The 22,935-nt window shown below is 37.4% G+C and carries 18 protein-coding genes; 10 read left to right on the plus strand and 8 right to left on the minus strand.

The features are described 5' to 3' along the window. From ACWIW0_RS00005 to focA, 4 genes are all read right to left on the minus strand, one after another. The coding region (locus tag ACWIW0_RS00005; RefSeq protein WP_454451678.1) for a pertactin-like passenger domain-containing protein at positions 1-1,865 on the minus strand (1,865 nt) is incomplete at its 3' end. 185 nt (positions 1,866-2,050) lie between these two features. After that, complete coding sequence (locus tag ACWIW0_RS00010; protein ID WP_454451679.1) at positions 2,051-3,154, minus strand: adenosylhomocysteinase; 1,104 nt, start codon at positions 3,152-3,154, stop codon at positions 2,051-2,053. 127 nt (positions 3,155-3,281) lie between these two features. Continuing rightward, on the minus strand, positions 3,282-5,606 hold the full coding sequence (gene pflB, locus ACWIW0_RS00015; RefSeq protein WP_157395095.1) for a formate C-acetyltransferase: 2,325 nt from the start codon (positions 5,604-5,606) through the stop codon (positions 3,282-3,284). A gap of 94 nt (positions 5,607-5,700) precedes the next feature. Then, positions 5,701-6,525: a formate transporter FocA gene (focA, locus tag ACWIW0_RS00020; protein ID WP_454451680.1), complete on the minus strand. Its 825-nt coding sequence runs from the start codon at positions 6,523-6,525 to the stop codon at positions 5,701-5,703. Positions 6,526-6,722: 197 nt separating this feature from the next. Between focA and ACWIW0_RS00025 the strand changes: the two genes are divergently transcribed. From ACWIW0_RS00025 to gnd, 8 genes are all read left to right on the plus strand, one after another. Beyond that, positions 6,723-7,214 carry a YqaA family protein gene (locus tag ACWIW0_RS00025; protein ID WP_454451681.1) on the plus strand — a complete coding sequence of 164 codons (492 nt, stop codon included), beginning with the start codon at positions 6,723-6,725 and terminating at the stop codon, positions 7,212-7,214. A gap of 64 nt (positions 7,215-7,278) precedes the next feature. After that, entirely contained in the window at positions 7,279-7,848 is a 570-nt protein-coding gene (gene nudE, locus ACWIW0_RS00030) for an ADP compounds hydrolase NudE (RefSeq protein WP_454451682.1), read from the plus strand. Beyond that, on the plus strand, positions 7,838-8,260 hold the full coding sequence (locus tag ACWIW0_RS00035; RefSeq protein WP_454451683.1) for a hypothetical protein: 423 nt from the start codon (positions 7,838-7,840) through the stop codon (positions 8,258-8,260). The genes nudE and ACWIW0_RS00035 overlap by 11 nt, the downstream gene beginning before the upstream one ends. 68 nt (positions 8,261-8,328) lie before the next feature. After that, a complete protein-coding gene (cysQ, locus tag ACWIW0_RS00040; protein WP_454446249.1) occupies positions 8,329-9,138 on the plus strand; it encodes a 3'(2'),5'-bisphosphate nucleotidase CysQ in 810 nt (269 codons plus the stop codon). 74 nt (positions 9,139-9,212) lie between these two features. Next, the gene (gene zwf, locus ACWIW0_RS00045; RefSeq protein ID WP_454451684.1) at positions 9,213-10,697 is read left to right on the plus strand and encodes a glucose-6-phosphate dehydrogenase; all 1,485 of its coding nucleotides are present in this window, start codon (positions 9,213-9,215) and stop codon (positions 10,695-10,697) included. Positions 10,698-10,772: 75 nt separating this feature from the next. Continuing rightward, on the plus strand, positions 10,773-11,471 hold the full coding sequence (gene pgl, locus ACWIW0_RS00050; protein WP_454451685.1) for a 6-phosphogluconolactonase: 699 nt from the start codon (positions 10,773-10,775) through the stop codon (positions 11,469-11,471). A 193-nt stretch (positions 11,472-11,664) separates the two neighbouring features. Further along, entirely contained in the window at positions 11,665-12,195 is a 531-nt protein-coding gene (locus tag ACWIW0_RS00055) for a transposase (protein WP_454451686.1), read from the plus strand. Positions 12,196-13,026: 831 nt separating this feature from the next. After that, the gene (gnd, locus tag ACWIW0_RS00060) at positions 13,027-14,481 is read left to right on the plus strand and encodes a decarboxylating NADP(+)-dependent phosphogluconate dehydrogenase (RefSeq protein ID WP_454451687.1); all 1,455 of its coding nucleotides are present in this window, start codon (positions 13,027-13,029) and stop codon (positions 14,479-14,481) included. Positions 14,482-14,550: 69 nt separating this feature from the next. Here gnd and gshAB read toward each other — a convergent pair whose 3' ends face one another. Further along, positions 14,551-16,848 (minus strand): bifunctional glutamate--cysteine ligase GshA/glutathione synthetase GshB, encoded by a 2,298-nt coding sequence (gshAB, locus tag ACWIW0_RS00065; protein WP_454451688.1) that lies wholly within the window; start codon positions 16,846-16,848, stop codon positions 14,551-14,553. A gap of 135 nt (positions 16,849-16,983) precedes the next feature. Continuing rightward, entirely contained in the window at positions 16,984-17,793 is an 810-nt protein-coding gene (locus ACWIW0_RS00070; RefSeq protein ID WP_454451689.1) for a Cof-type HAD-IIB family hydrolase, read from the minus strand. Positions 17,794-17,930: 137 nt separating this feature from the next. Here ACWIW0_RS00070 and ACWIW0_RS00075 point away from each other — a divergent pair, with 137 nt between their 5' ends. Then, complete coding sequence (locus ACWIW0_RS00075; protein WP_454451690.1) at positions 17,931-18,608, plus strand: phosphoribosyltransferase family protein; 678 nt, start codon at positions 17,931-17,933, stop codon at positions 18,606-18,608. On the opposite strand, the gene ACWIW0_RS00080 is transcribed toward ACWIW0_RS00075, so the two are convergent. Together ACWIW0_RS00080 and ACWIW0_RS00085 are read right to left on the minus strand one after the other, a co-directional pair. Then, positions 18,594-19,394, minus strand: a complete 801-nt coding sequence (locus ACWIW0_RS00080) for a TatD family hydrolase (protein ID WP_454451691.1) — start codon at positions 19,392-19,394, stop codon at positions 18,594-18,596. The genes ACWIW0_RS00075 and ACWIW0_RS00080 overlap by 15 nt on opposite strands. Before the next feature lie 64 nt (positions 19,395-19,458). Next, positions 19,459-21,063 (minus strand): carbon starvation CstA family protein, encoded by a 1,605-nt coding sequence (locus ACWIW0_RS00085; RefSeq protein WP_454451692.1) that lies wholly within the window; start codon positions 21,061-21,063, stop codon positions 19,459-19,461. A gap of 318 nt (positions 21,064-21,381) precedes the next feature. On the opposite strand from ACWIW0_RS00085, the gene ACWIW0_RS00090 reads away from it, so the two are divergent. Then, the gene (locus ACWIW0_RS00090; RefSeq protein ID WP_454451693.1) at positions 21,382-22,764 is read left to right on the plus strand and encodes a Do family serine endopeptidase; all 1,383 of its coding nucleotides are present in this window, start codon (positions 21,382-21,384) and stop codon (positions 22,762-22,764) included. The last annotated feature ends 171 nt before the right edge of the window (positions 22,765-22,935 follow it).

Below are 22,935 nucleotides of genomic sequence, written 5' to 3' on the forward strand. Positions count from 1 at the left end.
TCTTCCTCTGCCTGACGTTGACGCTCTGCTTCTTCTTGAGCCTTATTCAGATCAGCATCAGCTTGATTTTTAGCTTCTTCTGATGTGTCCAGTTGTACTAAATTTTTTAAGTTATTCAAATAGTAGCGGAATGCTCCAGCATCTACATAACCTTTTTCTAATTTGAATGTAGCTGAATTGTTGCCTTTAATATCAAATAATTTTAATGTTTCCGCATTTTCTCTTTTGATTTCCTCACCCGAATCTAAAATAGAGATAGTATGAGAACCCGCAGCATATGTTACTTCCACCAAGTTACCCACTAATTTTGCTAAATTGGTGTTAAAGCGGAAAAAGCCATTACCAGATAAAGACCCTACAACAAGTTTATTAAACTTATTAAACTCATTTTCTGAATTTAAATAAATCTTTGAGCCTTGTTCCAAGTGTAATCTATTAACATAGCTGACTCCATCACTTTCAGAATTTGATCCAAAGTGATTATATACATAAGCTAGCTGCCAAATAGCATCTTTTGAGAGTGTTACATTAGGAATAGTGTAGTATCTTCTATCATTTGTATCACTACCATCGAATTGTTCATTAATATTATAATAAAACACAGTTCCTACAGGTCCTCCTATATGACCATATAAAAAGGCTTTACCAACATTGATACTAGCACCTCTATCGGGATATTTTGTAGTGTCTATATAACTCTCTCTAAATGCTTTAATCCCTCCATCTACATAAACATAGGTTTGCGGAAGTTTTTCATAACTATGAGCATCTAAGGTATGAACAGTGCAAGCATTGTTATTTTCACTCGAATCATTACCATAACAAACCTCGCGGCGTTCACTATTTACCCCTAAATTTAAGGTTGTATTCGTCCCAAGTTCTATTTTTTCTACCAAAAATGCACCGACATTACGTCCAATTTCCGCAACACCGTGATTTTTTACTTCTATAGCTTTTACAATAAAATCTCGTGTTAGCCAGTTATCAACTCCTTCTTCCGATTCAATTCGATGCCCCGAAAATACGGCTTTCTCCCCATTGATATTTAAATTACCGTTTAAATGTAAACCACCAGAGAATAATGAATTACCAGTACCAATATTCAATTTACCATTTAACACTTGTCCATCATTTAGAGTAAATTGTGATCTATATAAATCTACATTTTCTCCGCCAATCCCCCACCAACTCGGAATACCTTTCCTTGATAGGCTTTCAGCATCTTTCATTAACAATTTAAGTTCATCTCTATTATCATCTCTCAGAGCAGTTGCTACTGATATTGATGTATTAAATGAATTGCACAACTTATCAAAATATCTAACAGATATGATTGGGTTCTCATCATAACTACATACGGAGTAACCCCGACTACCAACTAATCCCTTCATCCAGCCAGAGAAGTATAAGGTAGATGTTTTATGTGGATTATGATTAACTATATTAGTCCCTTCATCTCTACTATAAAATACACCTGCATTTTTACCATTCAGATCTAATTTTCCACCTTGTTCACCGAAACTAATTCTTGCTCGAAAATCATTATGTTCTGGATTAAAATGACCTTCTTCCCTCCCATTACTCTCGCCATTATCGATGGATTGATCAGGTAAGACTAAAACTCCTCTACCACTGACTAATTCAATGTTGAGAAATTCAGAATTTTCTCCACTTGAAGTAGCTACAACCTGTTCATCACGAATAATGAGTTCATTCGATTCCATCGAAGCACCAGCCATAGTTGAAAAAGTAGCTAACGGTAACAGTAATTTTAAGGCTTTATTTTTACCTGACTGCTTAGCAAATTCAGAAGCAACAACATACTGTCCACAGGCATTTTTAATAACTTTAAAGATACGATTCATAAGATTTCCTAACGATAATTAAGAGTAGATAAAAGCGTGTTTAACCCCTCAGATTGTACAAAAAAAAACAAATGAACAATAAATATCCGATTTTTCTATATTCTTTATCTTCATATCACCTAAAACACAAAAGCGATATTGGTGTATACCAATATCGCTTCAACTCTGCTTACAAGCGGTCTGTTTTATAACACTTTTTGCCAAACAGATTGGGGAAGTAGATAAACATCTTTTGCAGCTTTCTGCCCTTCACCCACAATATGCCCAATGCCACTCGCCATTACTGCAAGAGTGACATCAAAGGCATTTAAGCTGTCGCCATAGCCAGCAGTTAAGTTAAACATTGAGCCATCGGCAAGTAAATAAATAGTTCTTCCATCTAATGAGTAAGCGTTAATATACGGCATAGGCTCATTCATCGGGTATTTTTTGAGAAATTCTACATCAATTTCTTCCGCAACGTGTCCAACATTTAAAATAAATACACCTGATTTGACTTGCTGCAATAAATGCTGTGATAGCACATTTTTTGCCCCTGTTGCTGTCGCAATCACATCGGCTATTTTCACCGCTTCAGATAAGGACATTACTTGCCAGCCATCATATTCAGCTTGCAATGCTCGGGCTTTATCAATTTCTGCCACAATCACTTTTCCACCATAAGCTTTGGCAGATGCAGCAACACCTTGCCCAACCAAACCATAACCAATCACGACAACTGTTTTTTCGTGTAAAGTTAAATGTGTCGTTTCAAAAAAGGTGTGCCACGCGGTTAAACCAACCATATGGCGATTGTGTAGCCCTTCTTTTACGGGTAAATCGTCCCAGTTGAAAATAGGGTAATTTGGGGTTAATCCATTTAAACGATTGATGCCAGAACCTGTTGCTTCTAAGCCAGCTTTTACATTTGTTTCTACATTATTTTGATGAATCAATGCAGTTAAATCCGAGCCCATTTCACATAAATGGGTTGGGTTCCAATCAATCGCTGTTAGAAAACTTTCGTGCCACTCTTGATGGCTCATATTACGCCACGCTTTTGCTTCTGCACCACAGTTCATTAAATAGGCGACAACATCATCTTGTACAGTTGTTGGGTTGCAAGTGGTTAAAAATATTTTTGCCCCTTTATCTAATAAGCCTTTGACAAGCGGTGCCATTTTTAAATCTAGGTGCATATTGCACGCTAAACGGACGTGAGAAAGATCAGGCAAAGCCTCTACTGCTGCTTTGGTGCGTGGCATATTGAGCGTTGCCCATTCTAGTTCTGCTGAAAAGTTATCGTACACACTATCTCCTTTTAAGTGTATTGCTAATCGTAGCATTGGTAAAACTTAGATAAAATTATACCGCTTGCCTTACGACAAGCGGTAGGTTTTATTGAAATTTTTACCAATTTCAACTCAGATTAGCTTATTACATCGCCTGTGTGAAAGTACGAGTAATTACGTCTTGTTGTTGCTCTTTGGTTAAAGAGTTAAAACGTACTGCGTAACCTGAAACACGAATGGTTAATTGTGGATATTTCTCTGGGTTTTCCATCGCATCTAATAGCATTTCGCGGTTCATTACGTTCACGTTTAAGTGCTGACCGCCTTCAATGCTTGCTTCGTGGTGGAAGTAACCATCCATTAAGCCTGCAAGGTTGCGTTTTTGTGCTTCGTAATCTTTACCTAATGCATTTGGTACGATTGAGAAGGTGTAAGAAATACCATCTTTCGCAAAGGCAAACGGTAATTTCGCAACTGATGTTAATGATGCTACCGCACCTTTTTGGTCACGTCCGTGCATTGGGTTTGCACCCGGTCCGAATGGAGCACCTGCGCGACGACCATCTGGCGTATTACCTGTTTTCTTACCGTAAACTACGTTTGAAGTAATGGTTAATACTGACTGAGTTGGGGTTGCATTGCGGTATGTACCTAGTTTTTGAATTTTCTTCATAAAGCGTTCAACTAAGTCACAAGCAATATCATCTACGCGGTTATCGTTATTACCGAATTGTGGATATTCACCTTCGATTTCAAAGTCTGTCGCAACATTTTTCGCTACGCCAATCACTTCGCCCGCTTTATTTTTGATTTCAATATCAGTACGAACTGGTTTTACTTTTGCATATTTAATTGCTGAAAGTGAGTCAGCTGCCACAGAAAGACCTGCAATACCACACGCCATTGTACGGAATACATCACGATCGTGAAGAGCCATTAGTGCTGCTTCATAAGCGTATTTGTCGTGCATAAAGTGAATGATATTTAATGCAGTTACATACTGTTTCGCTAACCAATCCATAAAGCTGTCTAAGCGAGTCATTACATCATCGTAATCTAAGTATTCGCTAGTGATCGCTTCTGTTTTCGGTCCAACTTGGTCGCCTGATTTCTCGTCCACACCACCATTGATTGCGTATAGTAAGGTTTTCGCTAAGTTTGCACGAGCACCGAAGAACTGCATCATTTTACCTACGATCATTGGGCTTACACAGCACGCAATCGCATAGTCATCGTTTTGGAAATCTGGACGCATTAAATCGTCATTTTCATATTGTACAGATGAGGTATCAATAGATACTTTTGCTGCATAACGTTTAAAGCCGTCTGGTAAACTTTCAGACCAAAGAATTGTTAAGTTCGGCTCTGGTGATGGTCCCATTGTGTAAAGGGTGTGTAAGATACGGAAACTGTTTTTTGTTACAAGTGTACGACCATCTAAGCCCATACCAGCTAAAGTTTCTGTTGCCCACATTGGGTCGCCTGAGAATAATTGATCGTATTCTGGGGTACGTAAGAAACGAACCATACGAAGTTTCATTACTAAGTGGTCGATCAACTCTTGTGCTTCTTGCTCGGTAATTTTACCCGCTTGTAAATCACGCTCAATGAAGATATCTAAGAAAGTCGATACACGACCGAAAGACATCGCAGCACCGTTTTGTGATTTCACAGCTGCAAGATAAGCAAAGTATGTCCATTGTACTGCTTCTTGTGCATTGGTTGCTGGGTTTGAAATATCATAGCCGTAAGATGCAGCCATTTCTTTCATTTTACCTAATGCACGATGTTGTTCTGCAATTTCTTCACGTAATTGAATTGTTGCTTGAATATCTTCGCCACGTTCTAATTTTTCTTGTAAAGAAGTGAATTGTTTCACTTTATCTTTCATTAAGAAGTCTGCACCGTAAAGTGCCATACGGCGGTAATCACCAATGATACGACCACGACCATAAGCGTCTGGTAAACCTGTAATAACACCTGATTTACGGCAACGTAAAATATCTGGTGTATATACATCAAATACGCCTTGGTTGTGGGTTTTACGGTATTCAGTAAAGATTTGTTCAACTTCTGGTTTTAATTCACGACGGTAAACTTTACAAGAACCTTTCACCATATTGATCCCACCAAACGGCATAATTGCACGTTTTAATGGAGCATCAGTTTGTAAACCAACGATTTTTTCTAAATCTTTGTTAATATAGCCTGGTGCGTGAGAAGTAATGGTTGATGGAGTATCGCAATCAATGTCATACGGTTCGTGGGTTTTATTTTCCACTTTAATTTTTTCCATTACGTCCGTCCAAAGCGTTGTTGTTGCTTCAGTAACATCTGCAAGGAAAGACTCATCACCCTCATAAGGCGTGTAGTTTTTTTGAATAAAATCACGCACATTAACTTCTGTTTGCCATTCGCCTGGAGCAAAACCTTCCCAAGCCTTTAATTGTGCTTCTGTTAATTGAGCCATTTTAAGTCCTCTAATAGTTAATTGAATTTAGATACAAGCGGTGTAATTTTGTAAAACTTCTGCAAAAAGGAACCGCTTACGAAATTTTAGTTTTTTAATGTTTTCTTAAATGCAAAAACCACTGCACTAAACCGATAAAAAACGCCCCACCGACAATATTCCCCAAGGTGGCAGGAACTAAATTTTTCACCACAAAATTCGCCATCGTTAAATCAGCATATTGAGCTGGATCAATGCCGATAGCCGTCCAAAATTCAGGGCTTGCAAAACTATGAATTAACACCCCCATTGGTACCATAAACATATTTGCCACACAGTGTTCAAAGCCTGATGCGACAAACATTGCAATCGGTAAAATCATAATAAAGGCTTTATCCGTCAAACTCTTACCAGCATAAGCCATCCAAACTGCAATACATACCATTAAATTACAGAAAATACCAAGACTAAAGGCTTCTACCCAAGTATGATGAATTTTATGTTGAGCCGTTTTTAGAATGGTTAGCCCCCATTGTCCATTGGCAGCCATAATTTCACCGCTAAACCAAACTAATAATACGATAAAGATTGCCCCGAAAAAGTTCCCCACATACACAACCAACCAGTTCCTTAACATTTGGAAAAGGGTAATACGGTTACTTGCTTTAGCGATAGCAGTCATTGTTGAAGAGGTGAATAACTCTGCACCAAAAACGACACACATTATGATACCAAGAGAGAAAACAACACCGCCGATGAGTTTAGCGACACCCCAAGGTAATTCGCCTGCTCCCACTTGAGTGGTTGCGTAAAAAACGAAAGCTATTGAAATATATGCACCCGCAGTAATTGCAGAAAGAAAAGAGTAAAATTGATTTTTTGTGGCTTTATATACTGCACCATCTTCAGCAATCTTAGCCATTTCAGCTGGTGAAAACATCGCTATCCTTAAACTAAAAGTTGAAAACTTATAAGAATTGTTGAGAATTATAGACCTGTTACTTAATTACTCAAATAAATTTCACAAATAAAGTAAATAAAGTAGAATGATTTGTTGATCCACGTCAACTTTTAACAAGAACATAAAATAATCAAATACACAATAAAAACAGAAATTTTACAAAAAACTTACAATTTATGCTTGATTATCTCATTTCTTTCTTTGGAATTTTTAGCTCAACACAAAATCAACTATTGATTATGTTTGTGAGTGCCTTTTTGAGTGCTACGATTTTACCTGGTAATTCTGAAATTACCTTTACCACATTTGTCTCTCAACTGGTGATGAGCGAAGCCTCAATTTTCTCGCATAAAATCGCTATGCTATTCCTTATTGCCACACTCGGAAATAGTTTAGGGAGCTTAACAACCTATTTTATGGCGAGATTAATTCCACCACCACACTTAACCGAAAAAAGTAAACCAAGTGTAAAGTGGGCTTTAATATATAGCCAAAAATATGGTGTATGGGTGCTACTTTTCAGCTGGTTGCCCATAGTGGGCGATCTTTTTTGTGGCATTGCAGGCTGGCTACGCTTTAATTTTTGGCAAGCCGTCTGTTTGATCAGCGTAGGTAAAGCAATACGCTATCTGATTTTATTATGGAGCATTAACGCATTTTTGAGTTAAAATCGTTCATCTGCTAAAACCTATTGAAAATGGTACGTTAGCAACATTCAGAGAAGGAATTACTATGTCAATTACACCGATTTTTACGACAAGCAAACAAGTGCCCGAAATTCTATCTATTTCTACCATTGCCAAAACACGAATTTTTGAAGTGCAATCTGTTGATTTACGTTTTTCAAATGGGCAAGAACGAACCTACGAACGCTTAACGCCACAACGCAGTTCTTCTGTAATGGTACTCCCTATTTATAATGACCAACTCATTTTAGTGCGAGAATATGCTGTTGGCCCTGAACGTTATGAATTAACCTTTCCAAAAGGTATTGTCGATAACGGCGAAGAACCTATTATTAGTGCAAATCGTGAGCTACAAGAAGAAATTGGTTTTGGAGCAAACAGAATTTCACCTTTGCGGACACTTTATAGTGGCCCAAGCCATATGTATGGTTTGATGCACGTTTTTGTTGCACAAGATCTCTATCCTTCTTGCTTAGAAGGTGATGAACCTGAACCCCTTGAAATTATCCATTATCCACTTGCAGATATTGACAAGCTACTTGCAGATCCAAATTTTGCTGAAGCTCGTAATCTCTCTGCTCTCTTTTTATTAAAGGAATTTCTTAATGGTCAATAAAGCTATTTTGTGGCTCTTCCCACTAATTACCCAGATTATATTTTCCCTTTTTCTGCCTTTCTTCAGTGGTTTTAACCTTAATGAATTAATCGTAGGATTTGGCTATGTTGCGTTGTTAGCCACTTTCCCAGCCTTTATTTTTGCCTTGCTTTGCTATCGTAAGCGGTTACATCAACGTAATATTTTGCAAATTACGATTTTCTCTGGCGGGCTAATGTTTATTTACACTTTAATACTGTTTTCGGTTTACCTAGCAATTGAGCCACCACAAGAACCCATTTCAACGTGGGAACATAGTCTTGCTGTTTTCTTTTACGCTCTAATGTTTGCTTTACCAAGTAGTGTTTATGCAATGGTGATATTACGCCTTTTTCTCCCTAAGATGATAATTTCACAAAAAGCTGAAAAATAGTGATGCAGTCTAATGGATAAAATTTTATAATCTGCAACATAAAAGGAAATAATCTCAACGGAGTTACTATGCAACAGCTTACCCCACAACTACTTGATGCCGTATTAGATATTGCTCATCGTGCAGGCGAGCATTTAAAAGCATTTTATGCCAAATCCGTTGAAATCAAAATTAAAGCAGATCATACCCCTGTTACCGAAGCCGATCTCTTTATTAGCCAATTTGTGATCGAACAACTTCAACAGCTTACTCCACATATTCCGATTATCTCTGAAGAAAATTGTAATATCTCCCTTGAAGAACGTGTTCAATGGCAAGAGTATTGGTTAATCGACCCGCTAGACGGTACGCAACAATTTATTGATAGAACCGATCAATTTTCCGTTGTTATTGCATTGGTGCAACAACATCGCCCTGTTCTTGGCGTAATCCACGCCCCTATATTACATAAAACCTATTATGCAATGACAAATTATGGGGCTTATCTAAACGAACAAAACCAACTTACTCGGTTACAACTCAGTAAAAAATTAGCTCAATCTAACCGCTTACGTATTACGATTGGCACATCGAATAGTGAAAAAATTCGCCAAATGGTCAAACCAGCATACCAAATTGACTTTATTCAATATGGCTCAAGTAGCTTAAAAGCTGGCTTAGTTGCGGAAGGAAAAGCAGATTGCTATATCCGCTTGGGCGATACTGGCGAATGGGATACCGCTGCGGCTGAAATACTGCTTGCAGAATTAGGTGGAAAAATTGTTGATCTGCAATTTGTTCCATTAAGCTATAACCAACGCCAACATTTTATCAATCCCTACTTTATTGTGATTGGTGAAGGCGAATATAATTGGCAAACGATTTTTAATCTTAATTGATTTATTTGTAGTATCTACTAAAATGTGGCTAGATATACAAAGTTTTAACAATTCTATTTAGGACAATTCATATAATGAAAGCAGATAACAACTGTATCGTCATTTTTGGTGCATCTGGCGATTTAACTCACCGTAAACTCATTCCTGCTCTTTATGACCTATATAAAATTGGTCGCCTTTCTGAGAGTTTTTCTGTATTAGGTGTTGCTCGCACAGAATTGAACGATGCTCAATTTCGTCAGAAAATGCGTGAAGCTCTCATCAAACACGAAAAATCAAGCGGTGAGATGTTAGATAAATTTTGCGAACATCTTTACTATCAAGCGTTAAATACTTCCGATGCTTTGGATTATGGAAAATTAGTTCCCCGCTTAGATGAACTTCACGATAAATATCATACGGGTGGCAATACCCTTTACTATCTCTCCACCCCACCAAGTTTATACCCCGTCATTCCTGAATGTCTTGCGGCTCACGGTTTAAATACCGAAGAGTTTGGTTGGAAACGCATTATTGTTGAAAAACCTTTTGGTTATGATATGAAAACCGCCAAAGAGCTAGATGTACAAATTCATCGTTTCTTTGAAGAGCATCAAATCTACCGTATTGACCATTATTTAGGTAAAGAAACCGTTCAAAACTTACTCGTGCTACGTTTCTCCAATGGTTTATTTGAGCCACTTTGGAACCGTAATTTTATTGACTATGTTGAAATTACAGGGGCAGAGTCTATCGGGGTAGAAGATCGTGGTGGTTATTATGATGGTTCAGGTGCAATGCGTGATATGTTCCAAAACCACCTATTACAAGTATTAGCAATGGTCGCAATGGAACCTCCTGCAATTATCAACGCCGATTCAATGCGTGATGAAGTAGCTAAAGTATTACATTGCTTACACCCACTCAGTGATGAAGATTTGAAAAATAACTTGGTATTGGGTCAATATACTAAAGGCACAATTGACAGTATTGATGTCAAAGGCTACTTACAAGAAAAAGGTGTGCCTGAAGATTCCAACACCGAAACCTATATGGCGGTACGTTGCCAAATTGATAACTGGCGTTGGGCTGGCGTTCCGTTCTATGTGAGAACAGGTAAACGCTTACCAGTACGAGTTACCGAAGTGGTTATTCATTTTAAAACCACGCCACACCCTGTGTTTAGTCAAAATGCCCCTGATAATAAATTGATTATCCGTATTCAGCCTGATGAAGGGATCTCTATGCGTTTCGGTTTGAAAAAGCCTGGTGCAGGTTTTGAATCTAAAGAAGTTTCTATGGATTTCCGCTATGCCGATCTCGCCTCGCCAAGTCTTTTAACCGCTTATGAGCGTTTATTATTAGATGCAATGAAAGGTGATGCAACGCTATTTGCCCGTACGGATGCAGTTCACGCTTGTTGGAAATTTGTACAGCCTATTTTAGATTACAAAGCGGCTAATGGACGTGTCTATGAATATGAATCTGGTACTTGGGGTCCTTCTGAAGCAGATCGCTTAATTGCTAAACACGGCAAAGTTTGGCGTAAACCAAGTGGCTTGATGAAGAAAAAAGTATAAAAAATCTCCCCCTGCCCCTCTTTTTCAAAGAGGGGAGCTAAACCAAGCAAATATAATATCAACGGATTATTAACAATGAATACCCAAATTTTCGAAACTGCTCAACAAGCAGTAGAAAAAATCGCACAAGAATTTGTGTTATACAGCCAACAAAATCGCCCTGTGCATATCTCTCTTTCTGGTGGTAGCACGCCGAAATTGCTATTCAAAATCTTAGCACAAGCACCCTTTAACACTGAAGTAAAATGGCAAAACTTGCATTTTTGGTGGGGTGATGATCGAATGGTTGAGCCACAAGATCCTGAAAGCAATTATGGCGAAGTACAAAAGCTACTGTTCGATCATATTCAAATCCCAGCAGAAAATATTCATCGTATTCGCGGTGAAAATAATGTTGAGCAGGAACTTGCAAGATTTTCGCAAGAACTGACCGCTTGTGTACCTGATTTGGAATTTGATTGGATTATTTTAGGTATGGGAACAGACGGACATACCGCTTCGCTTTTCCCACATCAAACGGATTTCAATGATCAGAATGTGGCAGTCATCGCCAAGCACCCAGAAACAGGGCAAATCCGCATTTCCAAAACTGCTCAGCTTATTGAAAAAGCGAAACGTATTACTTATTTGGTAACAGGCGGATCAAAAGCAGAAATTTTAAAAGAAATTCAAACTACACCTGCAGAACAATTACCTTACCCAGCCGCAAAAATTAAGGCAAAAAATGGCGTAACGGAGTGGTATTTAGATAAAGATGCGGCGAAGTTGTTGTAACAAGCGGTGAGATTTTCCAGAAATTTTACAAAAACGTTGAATCTCAAACATAAAATAGCGCTCATTTCCAACGAGTGCTGAAAATTAAGGCACTCGTCAAAGACGAGCGCCATCGGGGAAACAGGTATTACAAAAAGTTTACTGTCCAAATAGGGACTAATTACATTAGCCCCATAAACACATAAACGATTTTATGACAAGATATAATGCAGATATCCATCATCGAAAATCAATTCGCTTGAAACATTATGATTATCGAGCCGAAGGATTTTATTTCATTACAATTTGTTGTAAAAATAAAGAGTGTTTATTCGGACAGATTGTTGATCAACAAATATTACTGAATGATTTAGGTAATTATGTAAAAAAATGCTGGGAGAAAATTCCTGAATTTTTCCCACAGGTAAGAATAGATGCATTTGTTATTATGCCAAATCATTTACACGGTATTATTGAAATTATTAAATATGATAAGGAACAATGTGATGCACCTACATCTAAGGGAATATCACAAACAGTTGGTTCAATAGTGCGTGGTTTTAAATCAGGAGTAACATCTTGGGCAAGAAAAAATACAGATGTATTTGATGTTTGGCAACGTAATTATTATGAGCATATTATTAGAGACGAGAAATCCTATTTACATATTTATGAATATATTCAAAACAACCCGATTTTATGGGAATTAGATCAACTGTATGTGAATTATGGGGAAAATTTATAGGGCAAATGTGATTTGCCCCTACAATACGAATAAAATGTAAATTTAGGGCAAATGTGATTTGCCCCTACAATACGAATAAAATGTAAATTTAGGGCAAATGTGATTTGCCCCTACAATACGAATAAAATGTAAATTTAGGGCAAATTTAATTTGCTCCTACGATATAAATGAAATGTAAATTTGGGGCAAATGTGATTTGCCCCTACGATATAAATGAAATGTAAATTTGGGGCAAATGTAATTTGCCCCTACGATATAAATTAAATATAAATTTGGGGCAAATGTGATTTGCCCATACGATACGAATAAAATGTAAATTTAGGGCAAATGTGATTTGCCCCTACAATACGAATAAAATGTAAATTTAGGGCAAATTTAATTTGCTCCTACGATATGAATAAAATATAACTTTGGGGCAAATGTGATTTGCCCCTACGATATAAATGAAATGTAAATTTGGGGCAAATGTGATTTGCCCCTACGATATAAATGAAATGTAAATTTGGGGCAAATGTGATTTGCACCTACGATACGAATAAAATGTAAATTTGGGGCAAATGTAATTTGCCCCTACGATACGAATAAAATGTAAATTTGGGGCAAATGTGATTTGCCCCTACGATACAAATAAAATGTAAATTTGGGGCAAATGTGATTTGCCCCTACGATATAAATGAAATGTAAATTTGGGGCAAATGTGATTTGCCCCTACGATATGAATAAAATATAACTTTGGGGCAAATGTGATTTGCCCCTACGGTATAAATAAAATGTGACCCGTAGGGGCTAATTACATTAGCCCCATTCAAAACAATCCAACAGGAGCAAAAAATGTCAGTAAAAGGCGATATCGGCGTTATCGGTTTAGCGGTAATGGGGCAGAATTTAATTCTGAATATGAACGACAATGGGTTCAAAGTCGTGGCATATAACCGTACCACATCAAAAGTGGACGAATTTTTAGAAGGTGCAGCAAAAGGCACGAATATTATTGGGGCTTATTCGTTGGAAGATCTAGCCAATAAACTTGAGAAACCACGCAAAGTAATGTTAATGGTGCGTGCAGGCGATGTGGTAGATCAATTTATTGATGCGTTGCTTCCGCATTTGGAAGAAGGCGACATCATCATTGATGGCGGTAACTCAAACTATCCTGATACTAACCGTCGTGTAAAAGCCTTAGCGGAAAAAGGCATTCGCTTTATTGGTTCAGGCGTATCGGGCGGTGAAGAAGGGGCTCGTCACGGGCCTTCAATTATGCCAGGTGGTAATGAAGAAGCTTGGCAATATGTGAAACCTATCTTCCAAGCGATTTCAGCGAAAACTGACAAAGGCGAGCCTTGCTGTGACTGGGTGGGTAAAGAAGGTGCAGGTCATTTTGTAAAAATGGTTCATAACGGTATTGAATACGGCGATATGCAGTTAATTTGTGAAGCCTACCAATTCTTAAAAGATGGTTTAGGATTAAGCTATGATGAAATGCAAGCTATTTTTGCAGAATGGAAAAATACTGAACTTGATAGCTATCTGATTGATATTACAACAGATATCTTAGGCTATAAAGATGCCGATGGCGAGCCGTTAGTGGAGAAAATTCTAGATACTGCGGGTCAAAAAGGGACTGGAAAATGGACAGGTATCAATGCGTTAGATTTTGGTATTCCATTAACCTTAATCACCGAATCTGTCTTTGCTCGTTGTGTTTCATCATTCAAAGATCAACGTGTGGCAGCATCTAAATTGTTCAATAAGACTATTGGCAAAGTAGAAGGCGATAAAAAAGTGTGGATCGAAGCGGTGCGTAAAGCATTATTAGCATCAAAAATTATCTCTTACGCACAAGGCTTTATGCTTATTCGTGAAGCTTCTGAAAACTTCGGCTGGGACATCAACTACGGTGCAACAGCATTATTATGGCGTGAAGGTTGTATCATTCGTAGCCGTTTCTTAGGTAATATTCGTGATGCGTATGAAACGAACCCAGATTTAATTTTCTTAGGGTCAGACAATTACTTCAAAGGTATTTTAGAGAACGCCTTAGGCGATTGGCGTAAAGTGGTAGCGAAGTCTATCGAAGTGGGTATTCCAATGCCTTGTATGGCATCAGCCATTACTTTCTTAGATGGCTACACTTCGGAAAGAGTACCTGCAAATTTACTCCAAGCACAACGTGACTACTTTGGTGCACATACTTATGAGCGTACTGACAAACCTCGTGGCGAGTTCTTCCATACTAACTGGACAGGACGTGGCGGTAATACCGCATCAACGACTTATGATGTGTAATCGTATACTTACTAAATAAATTTTCAAATAACCCCGCATATTGAAAATGTGGGGCTATTTTCTATATTTTTATTTGGCTTTATCGCAGATTTCTGGAAACAACATTCTGATAATATGTTTAGTTAAACGTCTAGACTTACCTTGATATGGGAAAATATGCATCATCATCATTGGATTAAAATTCGCCTCAATCACGCCCCAAGAATTTAGTGTTGGTTCCGCTCGCCGAGTTAAATCAGGAATAATCAGATCGACACCACAGACTTTTGCTCCCATTGCTTTTGCTATTCCAACTGCTAATTGCTTATAGCTTTCGTGCATTTCATCAGTCATATCTATTGAATCTCCACCAGTACTAATATTTGAATTAGCTCTAAGTTGGACTTTCTGATTCAGTACAGGAATAGAATCTGGTGTTAAACCTTGCTCTTTCAACTGAAGTAATTCTATATCACCTAAAGCAATTTTCTTTAATGGCGAGCGAGAGCCATCACCTCGCAAAGGATCGTTATTTTTGATTTCGACTAACTCTCGTACTGAATGTATTCCATCGCCAATCACGTTTGCTGGCACTCTCAGTAGTACCGCTAATGTTTGATCACCTAATACAAAAAATCGATATTCTGTACCTACTAAATAGTCTTCAACCATTACTTCTTTATCTTCACGAAATGCAATTTCCAAAGCCTGTGCGAAATCTTCTTTATCATTGACTCCTTGTTGGAATATAGTGATGCCTAAACCATAATTTGTTGATTTTGGTTTAATTACTACTGCTTTGCCTTCAAATAATGGGTAATGCTCAATGGCTTGATTTAATTGTGTAAACTCCACACTCTTCGGTACATTAAATCCAGCTTTTGCCAACACTTTCTTAGTTACAACTTTATTTTCCATAATTAAAGGAGAAATATATTGATCGTGACTAGTCATATTACCATTTTTGACATATTCGAGATGTTCACCGAACTTAAGTGCTAAAAACTGATCATTCTCATCAAGTAGCTCAACTTGAATTCCTTGTTGGATAAGATCAAAAAGTAAGGCTTGTGTAGAAAGCTCCATATTATCAAATGCTGAAATAGCATAAAAACGTTCAAAGGCTTGTTGTTTATAGGATTGGGATAATTTTATGGCTAATTGTTTATCACTACCAACTTGTTGAATAGCTTGAATAAGTTTGCCATTTATCGTTTCCATTGGATTAGCAAATTGGGCGAGCTTGGTTTGTGCATAAGCTATTTCGTCTTGGTTTATACCAATTTCTTTAAGCATAGTGATCAGGTCTGCTAAGATCTGCTCCCCCTCAATGCGGAATTGTGTTTCAGCACAAGGGTCTTCTAATGCAACTTGATATAATTTATTTTTGCCAATTTCTACCGCTTTCTGACCGCTTGTTTCATCAATCCATAACATAAAGAGTAAGAAGTGATGAATAAACTTAGCATCTTGTAAGCTAATTCCATAGGGTTCAAATGGATTAAGATCAAACAGGCGAAACTCTGCATATTTCACACCATTTTCGAGCAATTCTCTAGCTTTTTTACCGCCTCTCAGACGTACATTAGAATAGAATTCTTTTTCAGCAATTAAACGACCACTGGATACTAACTGCTCTAAAGAATTAACATACTCGTTTAAGCTATCGTGATTTACCACAATATCAGGAGCATTAACATATCCATAAGGACTAGAACGCAAACTGCGTACTAGCTGTTTTTCTTTTAAAGAAGAATGATTTATACCATTACGTATAAAATATTGTGGTTCAACAATAGGCGTTGCAGCCAATAGATACAGTAAAATCCACTGATAGCGTAAGAAATTATTCGCCAATTTCATATATAACGCATTTTGAAATTCCTTGAGCGAACGATATTCACTTTGTAAATGAAATAGGCTTTCAATAAACTCATCTGAAATCTGATAGTTATAATGAATACCGCTTACCATCTGTTTATATTTACCATAGCTTTTAGATAGATATTGGCGATATTGAACATCTTTCGGATCGTCAAATTGTGCTTCCTGAATATCAGCTTCAGGTGGTAGCCCCACAGGCATACTTAAAGGAGAAATAAATTCATCTTCGGGTAAAGAACGCAAAACAACTTCGTGAATGGCAGAAAGCCAACGATGTGCGTCTTCTAAACTTTTATTTGGTGGGGTAATTAACTCTAGCTGACTTTCCGCAAAATCAGTTTGAATATAAGGGTGATAAGATCGATTACCAAATGCGGAAGGGTGGGCAGTGGTAACGATATTGCCTAGTTTATCAATCCGTTGGCTCTCTTTTTCTAAGCCAAATGTTCCTTGCTGAAATAACAAACCTAGCTGAGCATCTTTAATCAACGACTGAATTCTCATTATGTATTCCTTTTCGAAATGATGATAATTTGGCGTTAAAGTATCACAGCTTTGAATTTGGCTTTATGTAAGATTGGAACTAATCAGATGAATTTATTCTATAAATTGTTCAAATTATTGAGCAACCCCTTCAAGTTAAATAACCTGTAATTTTTGTAAGGCTTTTAAGATTCCATCTTGCTCAATCGGATCTGTTACATAATCGGCAAGGGCTTTCACTTCATCTTCTGCATTACCCATTGCGACCCCATAGCCAACAGTAGAAAGCATTTCCAAATCATTTAAACCATCACCAAATGCTATTGCATTTTTCATATCTAAGCCGAAATAGTTTAATACATCTTGAATACCACGAGCTTTAGAATGATGTTTATTGAGTAAATCGACAGAATATTGATGCCAACGAACTTCTTTTAAATCATCTTCTAATACATTTGCATCAATAACCTCTTGATGACGCTCAGCAGGGAAAAAGGCAAGTAATTGAATGACTTTGTGATTTACATAGTAATTCGGATCAACAATATAATCAGCTTTAATTGGGCGTAATGATATTTCTACTTCAGGAGTATTTTTAGACACAGCTATTTCATCGGCTGTTACAAAGGCATATTCAATATTAAGTGCCGTTAATTTTGCCAAAACTCGCTCAATACGCTCAGTGGTTAAAATATACTCGCTAATCACTTCGCCTTTATACAGATTATACTGTCCATTGGTTGTAACAAATAATTCAAAGCCCGCTTCGTTCATTAAAGGTTTAATCGCATCAGGAAAAGCTCCAAAAGTTCTTCCTGTTGCAATAGCTGGAATAATCCCTTTAGCTCTTAATTGGGGTAAAACTTGTTCAGCAATAGATTGGGGAATACGTTGCTCTTTTTTGTAATAGAGAGTTTCATCAATATCAAAAAAAGCTATTTTGATTGAATTTTCGAGTGGCTGCATAATTTCTCCTTTAAATGCTCACTAGAAATAGAACGCTCAGTTTACTCTTTTTCGATCTATATCACAAAAATTCGCACAGTTTCTCCTTCAAATTCTGATAAAGTTCAACAAAAAATAGATAAAAAGAGAAGAACAGTATGTTTGATTGGGGATTTTGTTGCTTTCACTGCCACCGTTCACTCGCCATTAGTTCACACGGTTTTTGCTCAAAATGCTATGCCTTACTCTCTCACTCTGCATACTGCGGACATTGTGGCAGTAATTTATTAGAAAACCAGCTAAGTTGCGGGAATTGCTTGCGTAATGAGCCGAAATGGCATCGTATTGTGCAAATTTCTGCTTATAAAGCACCGCTTTCAGAGTGGATTCATCGTTTCAAATTCCAGCAACAACATTATTTAGATAAAGCGTTGGGGCGTTTATTGCTATTGGCAATCAAACAAGCTCAACGGGAGCATTGGCTCACATTACCTGAAGTTATTATTCCCGTACCACTATTCTGGCAACGCTATTGGCAGAGAAATTATAATCAAGCAGAATTATTGGCTCGTTATGTGGCTAAAAAATTAAATTTGCCCCTTGATGTACATAGTTTACAGCGAGTGAAATCCACTCGTTCTCAACGAGAACTTACCGCAACGGAAAGACGAAAAAATCTAAAAAATGCTTTCTATTTTAAACCGTTAAAAAAATATCAACGGGTTGCGATTGTCGATGATGTAGTTACCACAGGCTCAACACTCAATAGTATCTGTATTGAGCTACGCAAAAAAGGGGTAAAAGATATTCAGGTTTGGACGTTAGCGAGAGCCTAAGCCAAATAAACGTTCACTATTTTGCCAAATGACATCGGCGATTTGCTCTGGTGGTTCTGGACGTAAAGCACAAAGGGTGTCAAACGTTACAATTAAACGCTCAGGGCGATTAGGGCTACCTTGAAAACCAAAAACAGGCATATCGGGAGAATCTGTTTCAAGCAGTAAAGCATCTAAAGGCAATTTGGCGATAGTTTCACGAGTTTTATTGGCTCGTTGGTAAGTGATAGTACCGCCGACACCGATTTTATAGCCAAGATCGACAAAACGTTTTGCCTGCTCGTAACTGCCTGCAAAACCGTGAACAACACCTGTTTTATTTAACTTAGCTTGTTTTAAGAATGTATAAAGTTGTTCGTGGCTTTTTCGAGAATGTAAATTAACGGGTAAATCATACCGCTTGGCAAGCTGTAATTGAGCCTCTAAAAATTCACACTGTTTTTGCCATAACTCTGCTGTACAAACTCCTGCCACTGCACGTTCTAACCCGATTTCTGCAATGGACGTACAATACGGATCTTGTAGTTGTAAATGTTGCTCTAACAGATCTAAATCATTTCGTTGATGTCGCTTAATATAAAGTGGGTGCAATCCTAGCCCGTAAACAATATGTTGTGGCACAGCTCGACTACAAGCGGTTACTTCTGCAAAATTTTTTGCAAAAACTGCAACAACTAATATACGTTCGACTTGGGATTTTTTCGCATTCTCTACTAATTGGCTAACGCTTAAATTGAGATCTTGTGCAAGATAATCTAAATGGGTGTGGGTATCAAAAAATTGCATTGTTTTTCTAATTTAAAAAAAGAAGAGCGAGAAATATCTCGCTCTTGCTCTTAATTAAGGTTGATTAGGCTTTTGCTGAATCATCAACATAAGCATCTGGGTCTGTTTTACCCAATGGTTTTAACATTGTGAAGAACAATACTAAACATAATGCTGTTAAACCTAAACCGATATATACCGATAATTGATAATCTAAACCAAAACCGATCTTATTGTATGCTAAGAAAGTAAAACATACGGCACTAATGAACACAGCAGGAATTGTACATACCCAATGGAATTTGTTATAGCGGTATAAGTAAGCTGCCGCAGTCCATAACATTACCATTGCTGTTGTTTGGTTTGCCCAAGTGAAGTAACGCCATAAAATACTGAAGTCAATTTTAGACACAATGAAACCAATTGCAAATAGTGGTACTGCAATTAACAAACGTTTTGCAAGGGTACGTTGTTCTAAGTGGAAGAACTCAGCAATAATAATACGTGCAGCACGGAATGCTGTATCACCTGATGTGATTGGTAATACAACCACTCCTAACACCGCAAAAATACCGCCTACAAATCCTAAGAAGTATAATGATGAATCATAAACAACTTTAGATGGTGAACCAGCACTGATTGCATCTTGTAACGCCTGAGTATTTTCATAGAATGCTAAACCAACCATACACCAGATTAACGCAATCACACCTTCTGCAATCATTGCACCATAGAAAATGAAACGACCTTCTTTTTCATTTTCTGCACAACGAGCCATTAGTGGAGTTTGTGTTGCGTGGAAACCAGATAATGCACCACAAGAGATAGTTAAAAAGAGTAATGGCCAGATTGGTGCATCTCCTTTCACTTGGAAGTTTTGGAAGAATTTATCCCAAGTTAAGCCTGCACCATCTTGGTTTACAGTACGGAAGAACTCAATTGGATCTGTTGCACTGAAATGGCTTGATACTAAACCATATACCATACCTACCGACATAAACAGTAATAATGCACCGAAGAATGGGTAGATCTTACCGATAATTTTATCAATTGGGAGTAAGGTTGCTAAAATATAGTAGCAGAAAATGATGGTTGTCCATACTGCAATTACAGTTGGTTTATCCATTCCCCAAACTGTTAGATCGCTTGCCGCAGCAGAAGCTGTGCTTACAATTTCTTCCGCATTATTCAATGATAAAGTACCACCCGCAGAACCAAATGCGTCTATTGTGATTGTACTTAATAATTGAGCAGGACTCGCAACGAATACCACTCCAACCAATAATAATAAAATTACTGCTAGAATGTTGATGAATGCTTTAACAGGGCGACCTAAGTATTTACCCGCAAGGTTTGGCATTGAAGCACCGCCATTACGCACACTTAACATTCCACAGAAATAGTCGTGTACCGCACCAGCAAAAATACAGCCAAGTACGATCCATAACATTGCAACTGGCCCATATAATGCACCAAGGATAGGACCAAAAATCGGACCTGTTCCAGCAATGTTTAATAATTGAATTAGCCAAATACGTGTTTTTGACATTGGCATATAATCAACACCATCTTGCATAGTATATGCAGGTGTTGTTTTTTTCGGGTTGATCACGAAGATCTTTTCGATAATCTTGCCATATACGAAGTAACCAAGTACTAATACAGCAACACAGAATAAGAACCACAACATAGTAGATATCCTAAATAAATGTTGATAAATAATGAATTTAGCCTAAAAGGCGACGCATTGTAGAGAGTAGCGTAAATAAAGTAAATTAAGATATTACAGAAATGTTACTTGTTGTCTAAAAATGTGACAAAGATCACATTTTGAACAATCATTCAGTAATACCTCCTATAAAATATTAAATGTAAATAATGTAGATTGTGTAAAAAATCAGCTTATCCATAAGTAAATTAGAACCATCTAACAATTTTTATGTCTTAGGCTACATTCAAATAATCACTATTTTTAGTAAACATACAATAGTAACAAGGAAATACATCAATGAAAAAATCAATGCAAAAAACATTATTAGCTTCTTTATTACTCGGATTAGGAATGTTCTCTCTTCCTACTGTATCAAATGCAACATTACCAACGGCAGTAGATGGTCAGGCACTACCTAGCCTTGCTCCAATGTTAGAAAAAGTTCGCCCTGCAGTTGTGAGTATTGCTGTTGAAGGAAAAACCGAGAATAAACGTTCTCGTTCTAATGTACCTGAAGAATTTGAATTTTTCTTTGGACCAGATATGTTCGGGGAACGTGGAGGAGAGCGTCAATTTAGAGGTGAAGGATCGGGAGTTATTATCAATGCAGCAAAAGGCTATGTGGTTACAAATAATCACGTCATTGATAAAGCAGATAAAATCAACGTTAAATTAGAAGATGGACGTGAATTTAAAGCAAAATTGATTGGAGCTGATCCACTTTCAGACGTGGCACTTCTACAAATTGAAAAGCCGCAAAACTTAACCGAAATTAAAATTGCAGATTCTGATAAGTTACGCGTAGGTGATTTTACCGTTGCAATCGGTAATCCATTTGGTTTGGGGCAAACTGTTACATCTGGAATTGTATCTGCATTAGGTCGCTCAACAGGTAATAGTGATGAAGGCTATGAAAGCTATATTCAAACGGATGCCGCAGTAAACCGAGGTAACTCAGGTGGTCCATTGATTAACTTACAAGGTGAGCTTATTGGTATTAACACTGCAATTATCTCGCCAAGTGGTGGAAATGCAGGTATTGCTTTCGCGATTCCAAGTAATATGGCAAATAACCTTGTGCAACAGATTATAGAATTTGGTGAAGTGAAACGTGGCTTACTGGGTATTAAAGGTGGCGAATTAAATGCTGATCTTGCCAAAGAATTTAATGTAAATGCTCAGCAAGGAGCATTTATCAGTGAAGTGCTAAGTGATTCAGCAGCTGCTAAAGCGGGATTAAAAGCGGGAGATGTTATTATTGGTTTAAATGGACAAAAAATTCGTAGCTTTGCAGAATTAAGAGCCAAAGTAGCAACTACTGGTGCAGGTAAAGAGATTGAACTGACTTATTTGCGTGATGGTAAAGAGGAAAGAGCAAAAGTAACGTTACAATCAGACGAGCAAACAAAAACCAGTGCAAATACACTTCTTCCTGCATTAAAAGGTGCTGAATTTAGCAACTACAATGAAAAAGGCGTTAAAGGTGTAGAAATTACTAAAGTTGAAAAAGGCACGATTGCTGAACAACGTGGTTTTAGAAAAGGCGATATTATTGTGGGTGTAAACCGCAGAGCCGTTGAAAATATTGGCGAACTTCGCAAAATTTTAGATTCAAAACCGTCAGCTATCGCCTTAAATATCTTACGAGATGGTTCAAACTTCTTTGTGATTATTCAGTAGCCAATTAAAGGCATAGTAGACAAAAAGGTTGGTAATGAATATTTTTAACTGTTCTTACCAACTTTTTTGATTCAAAATGGCCTAGTATAAACACATCAAACTACTGTGTAGAAATACTACGTTTGGCGTAGGAATGAAAATTGATGTCAATAACTTAATTGATCTTGTTTT

Source organism: Ursidibacter sp. B-7004-1 (assembly GCF_053654055.1).

Bases quoted from the DNA above. Each gene is read 5' to 3' on its own strand.
- pflB (WP_157395095.1), bottom strand. From the start codon at position 5,606: ATGGCTCAATTAACAGAAGCACAATTAAAGGCTTGGGAAGGTTTTGCT.
- focA (WP_454451680.1), bottom strand. From the start codon at position 6,525: ATGTTTTCACCAGCTGAAATGGCTAAGATTGCTGAAGATGGTGCAGTA.
- ACWIW0_RS00025 (WP_454451681.1), top strand. From the start codon at position 6,723: ATGCTTGATTATCTCATTTCTTTCTTTGGAATTTTTAGCTCAACACAA.
- nudE (WP_454451682.1), top strand. From the start codon at position 7,279: ATGTCAATTACACCGATTTTTACGACAAGCAAACAAGTGCCCGAAATT.
- ACWIW0_RS00035 (WP_454451683.1), top strand. From the start codon at position 7,838: ATGGTCAATAAAGCTATTTTGTGGCTCTTCCCACTAATTACCCAGATT.
- cysQ (WP_454446249.1), top strand. From the start codon at position 8,329: ATGCAACAGCTTACCCCACAACTACTTGATGCCGTATTAGATATTGCT.
- zwf (WP_454451684.1), top strand. From the start codon at position 9,213: ATGAAAGCAGATAACAACTGTATCGTCATTTTTGGTGCATCTGGCGAT.
- pgl (WP_454451685.1), top strand. From the start codon at position 10,773: ATGAATACCCAAATTTTCGAAACTGCTCAACAAGCAGTAGAAAAAATC.
- ACWIW0_RS00055 (WP_454451686.1), top strand. From the start codon at position 11,665: ATGACAAGATATAATGCAGATATCCATCATCGAAAATCAATTCGCTTG.
- gnd (WP_454451687.1), top strand. From the start codon at position 13,027: ATGTCAGTAAAAGGCGATATCGGCGTTATCGGTTTAGCGGTAATGGGG.
- gshAB (WP_454451688.1), bottom strand. From the start codon at position 16,848: ATGAGAATTCAGTCGTTGATTAAAGATGCTCAGCTAGGTTTGTTATTT.
- ACWIW0_RS00070 (WP_454451689.1), bottom strand. From the start codon at position 17,793: ATGCAGCCACTCGAAAATTCAATCAAAATAGCTTTTTTTGATATTGAT.
- ACWIW0_RS00075 (WP_454451690.1), top strand. From the start codon at position 17,931: ATGTTTGATTGGGGATTTTGTTGCTTTCACTGCCACCGTTCACTCGCC.
- ACWIW0_RS00080 (WP_454451691.1), bottom strand. From the start codon at position 19,394: ATGCAATTTTTTGATACCCACACCCATTTAGATTATCTTGCACAAGAT.
- ACWIW0_RS00085 (WP_454451692.1), bottom strand. From the start codon at position 21,063: ATGTTGTGGTTCTTATTCTGTGTTGCTGTATTAGTACTTGGTTACTTC.
- ACWIW0_RS00090 (WP_454451693.1), top strand. From the start codon at position 21,382: ATGAAAAAATCAATGCAAAAAACATTATTAGCTTCTTTATTACTCGGA.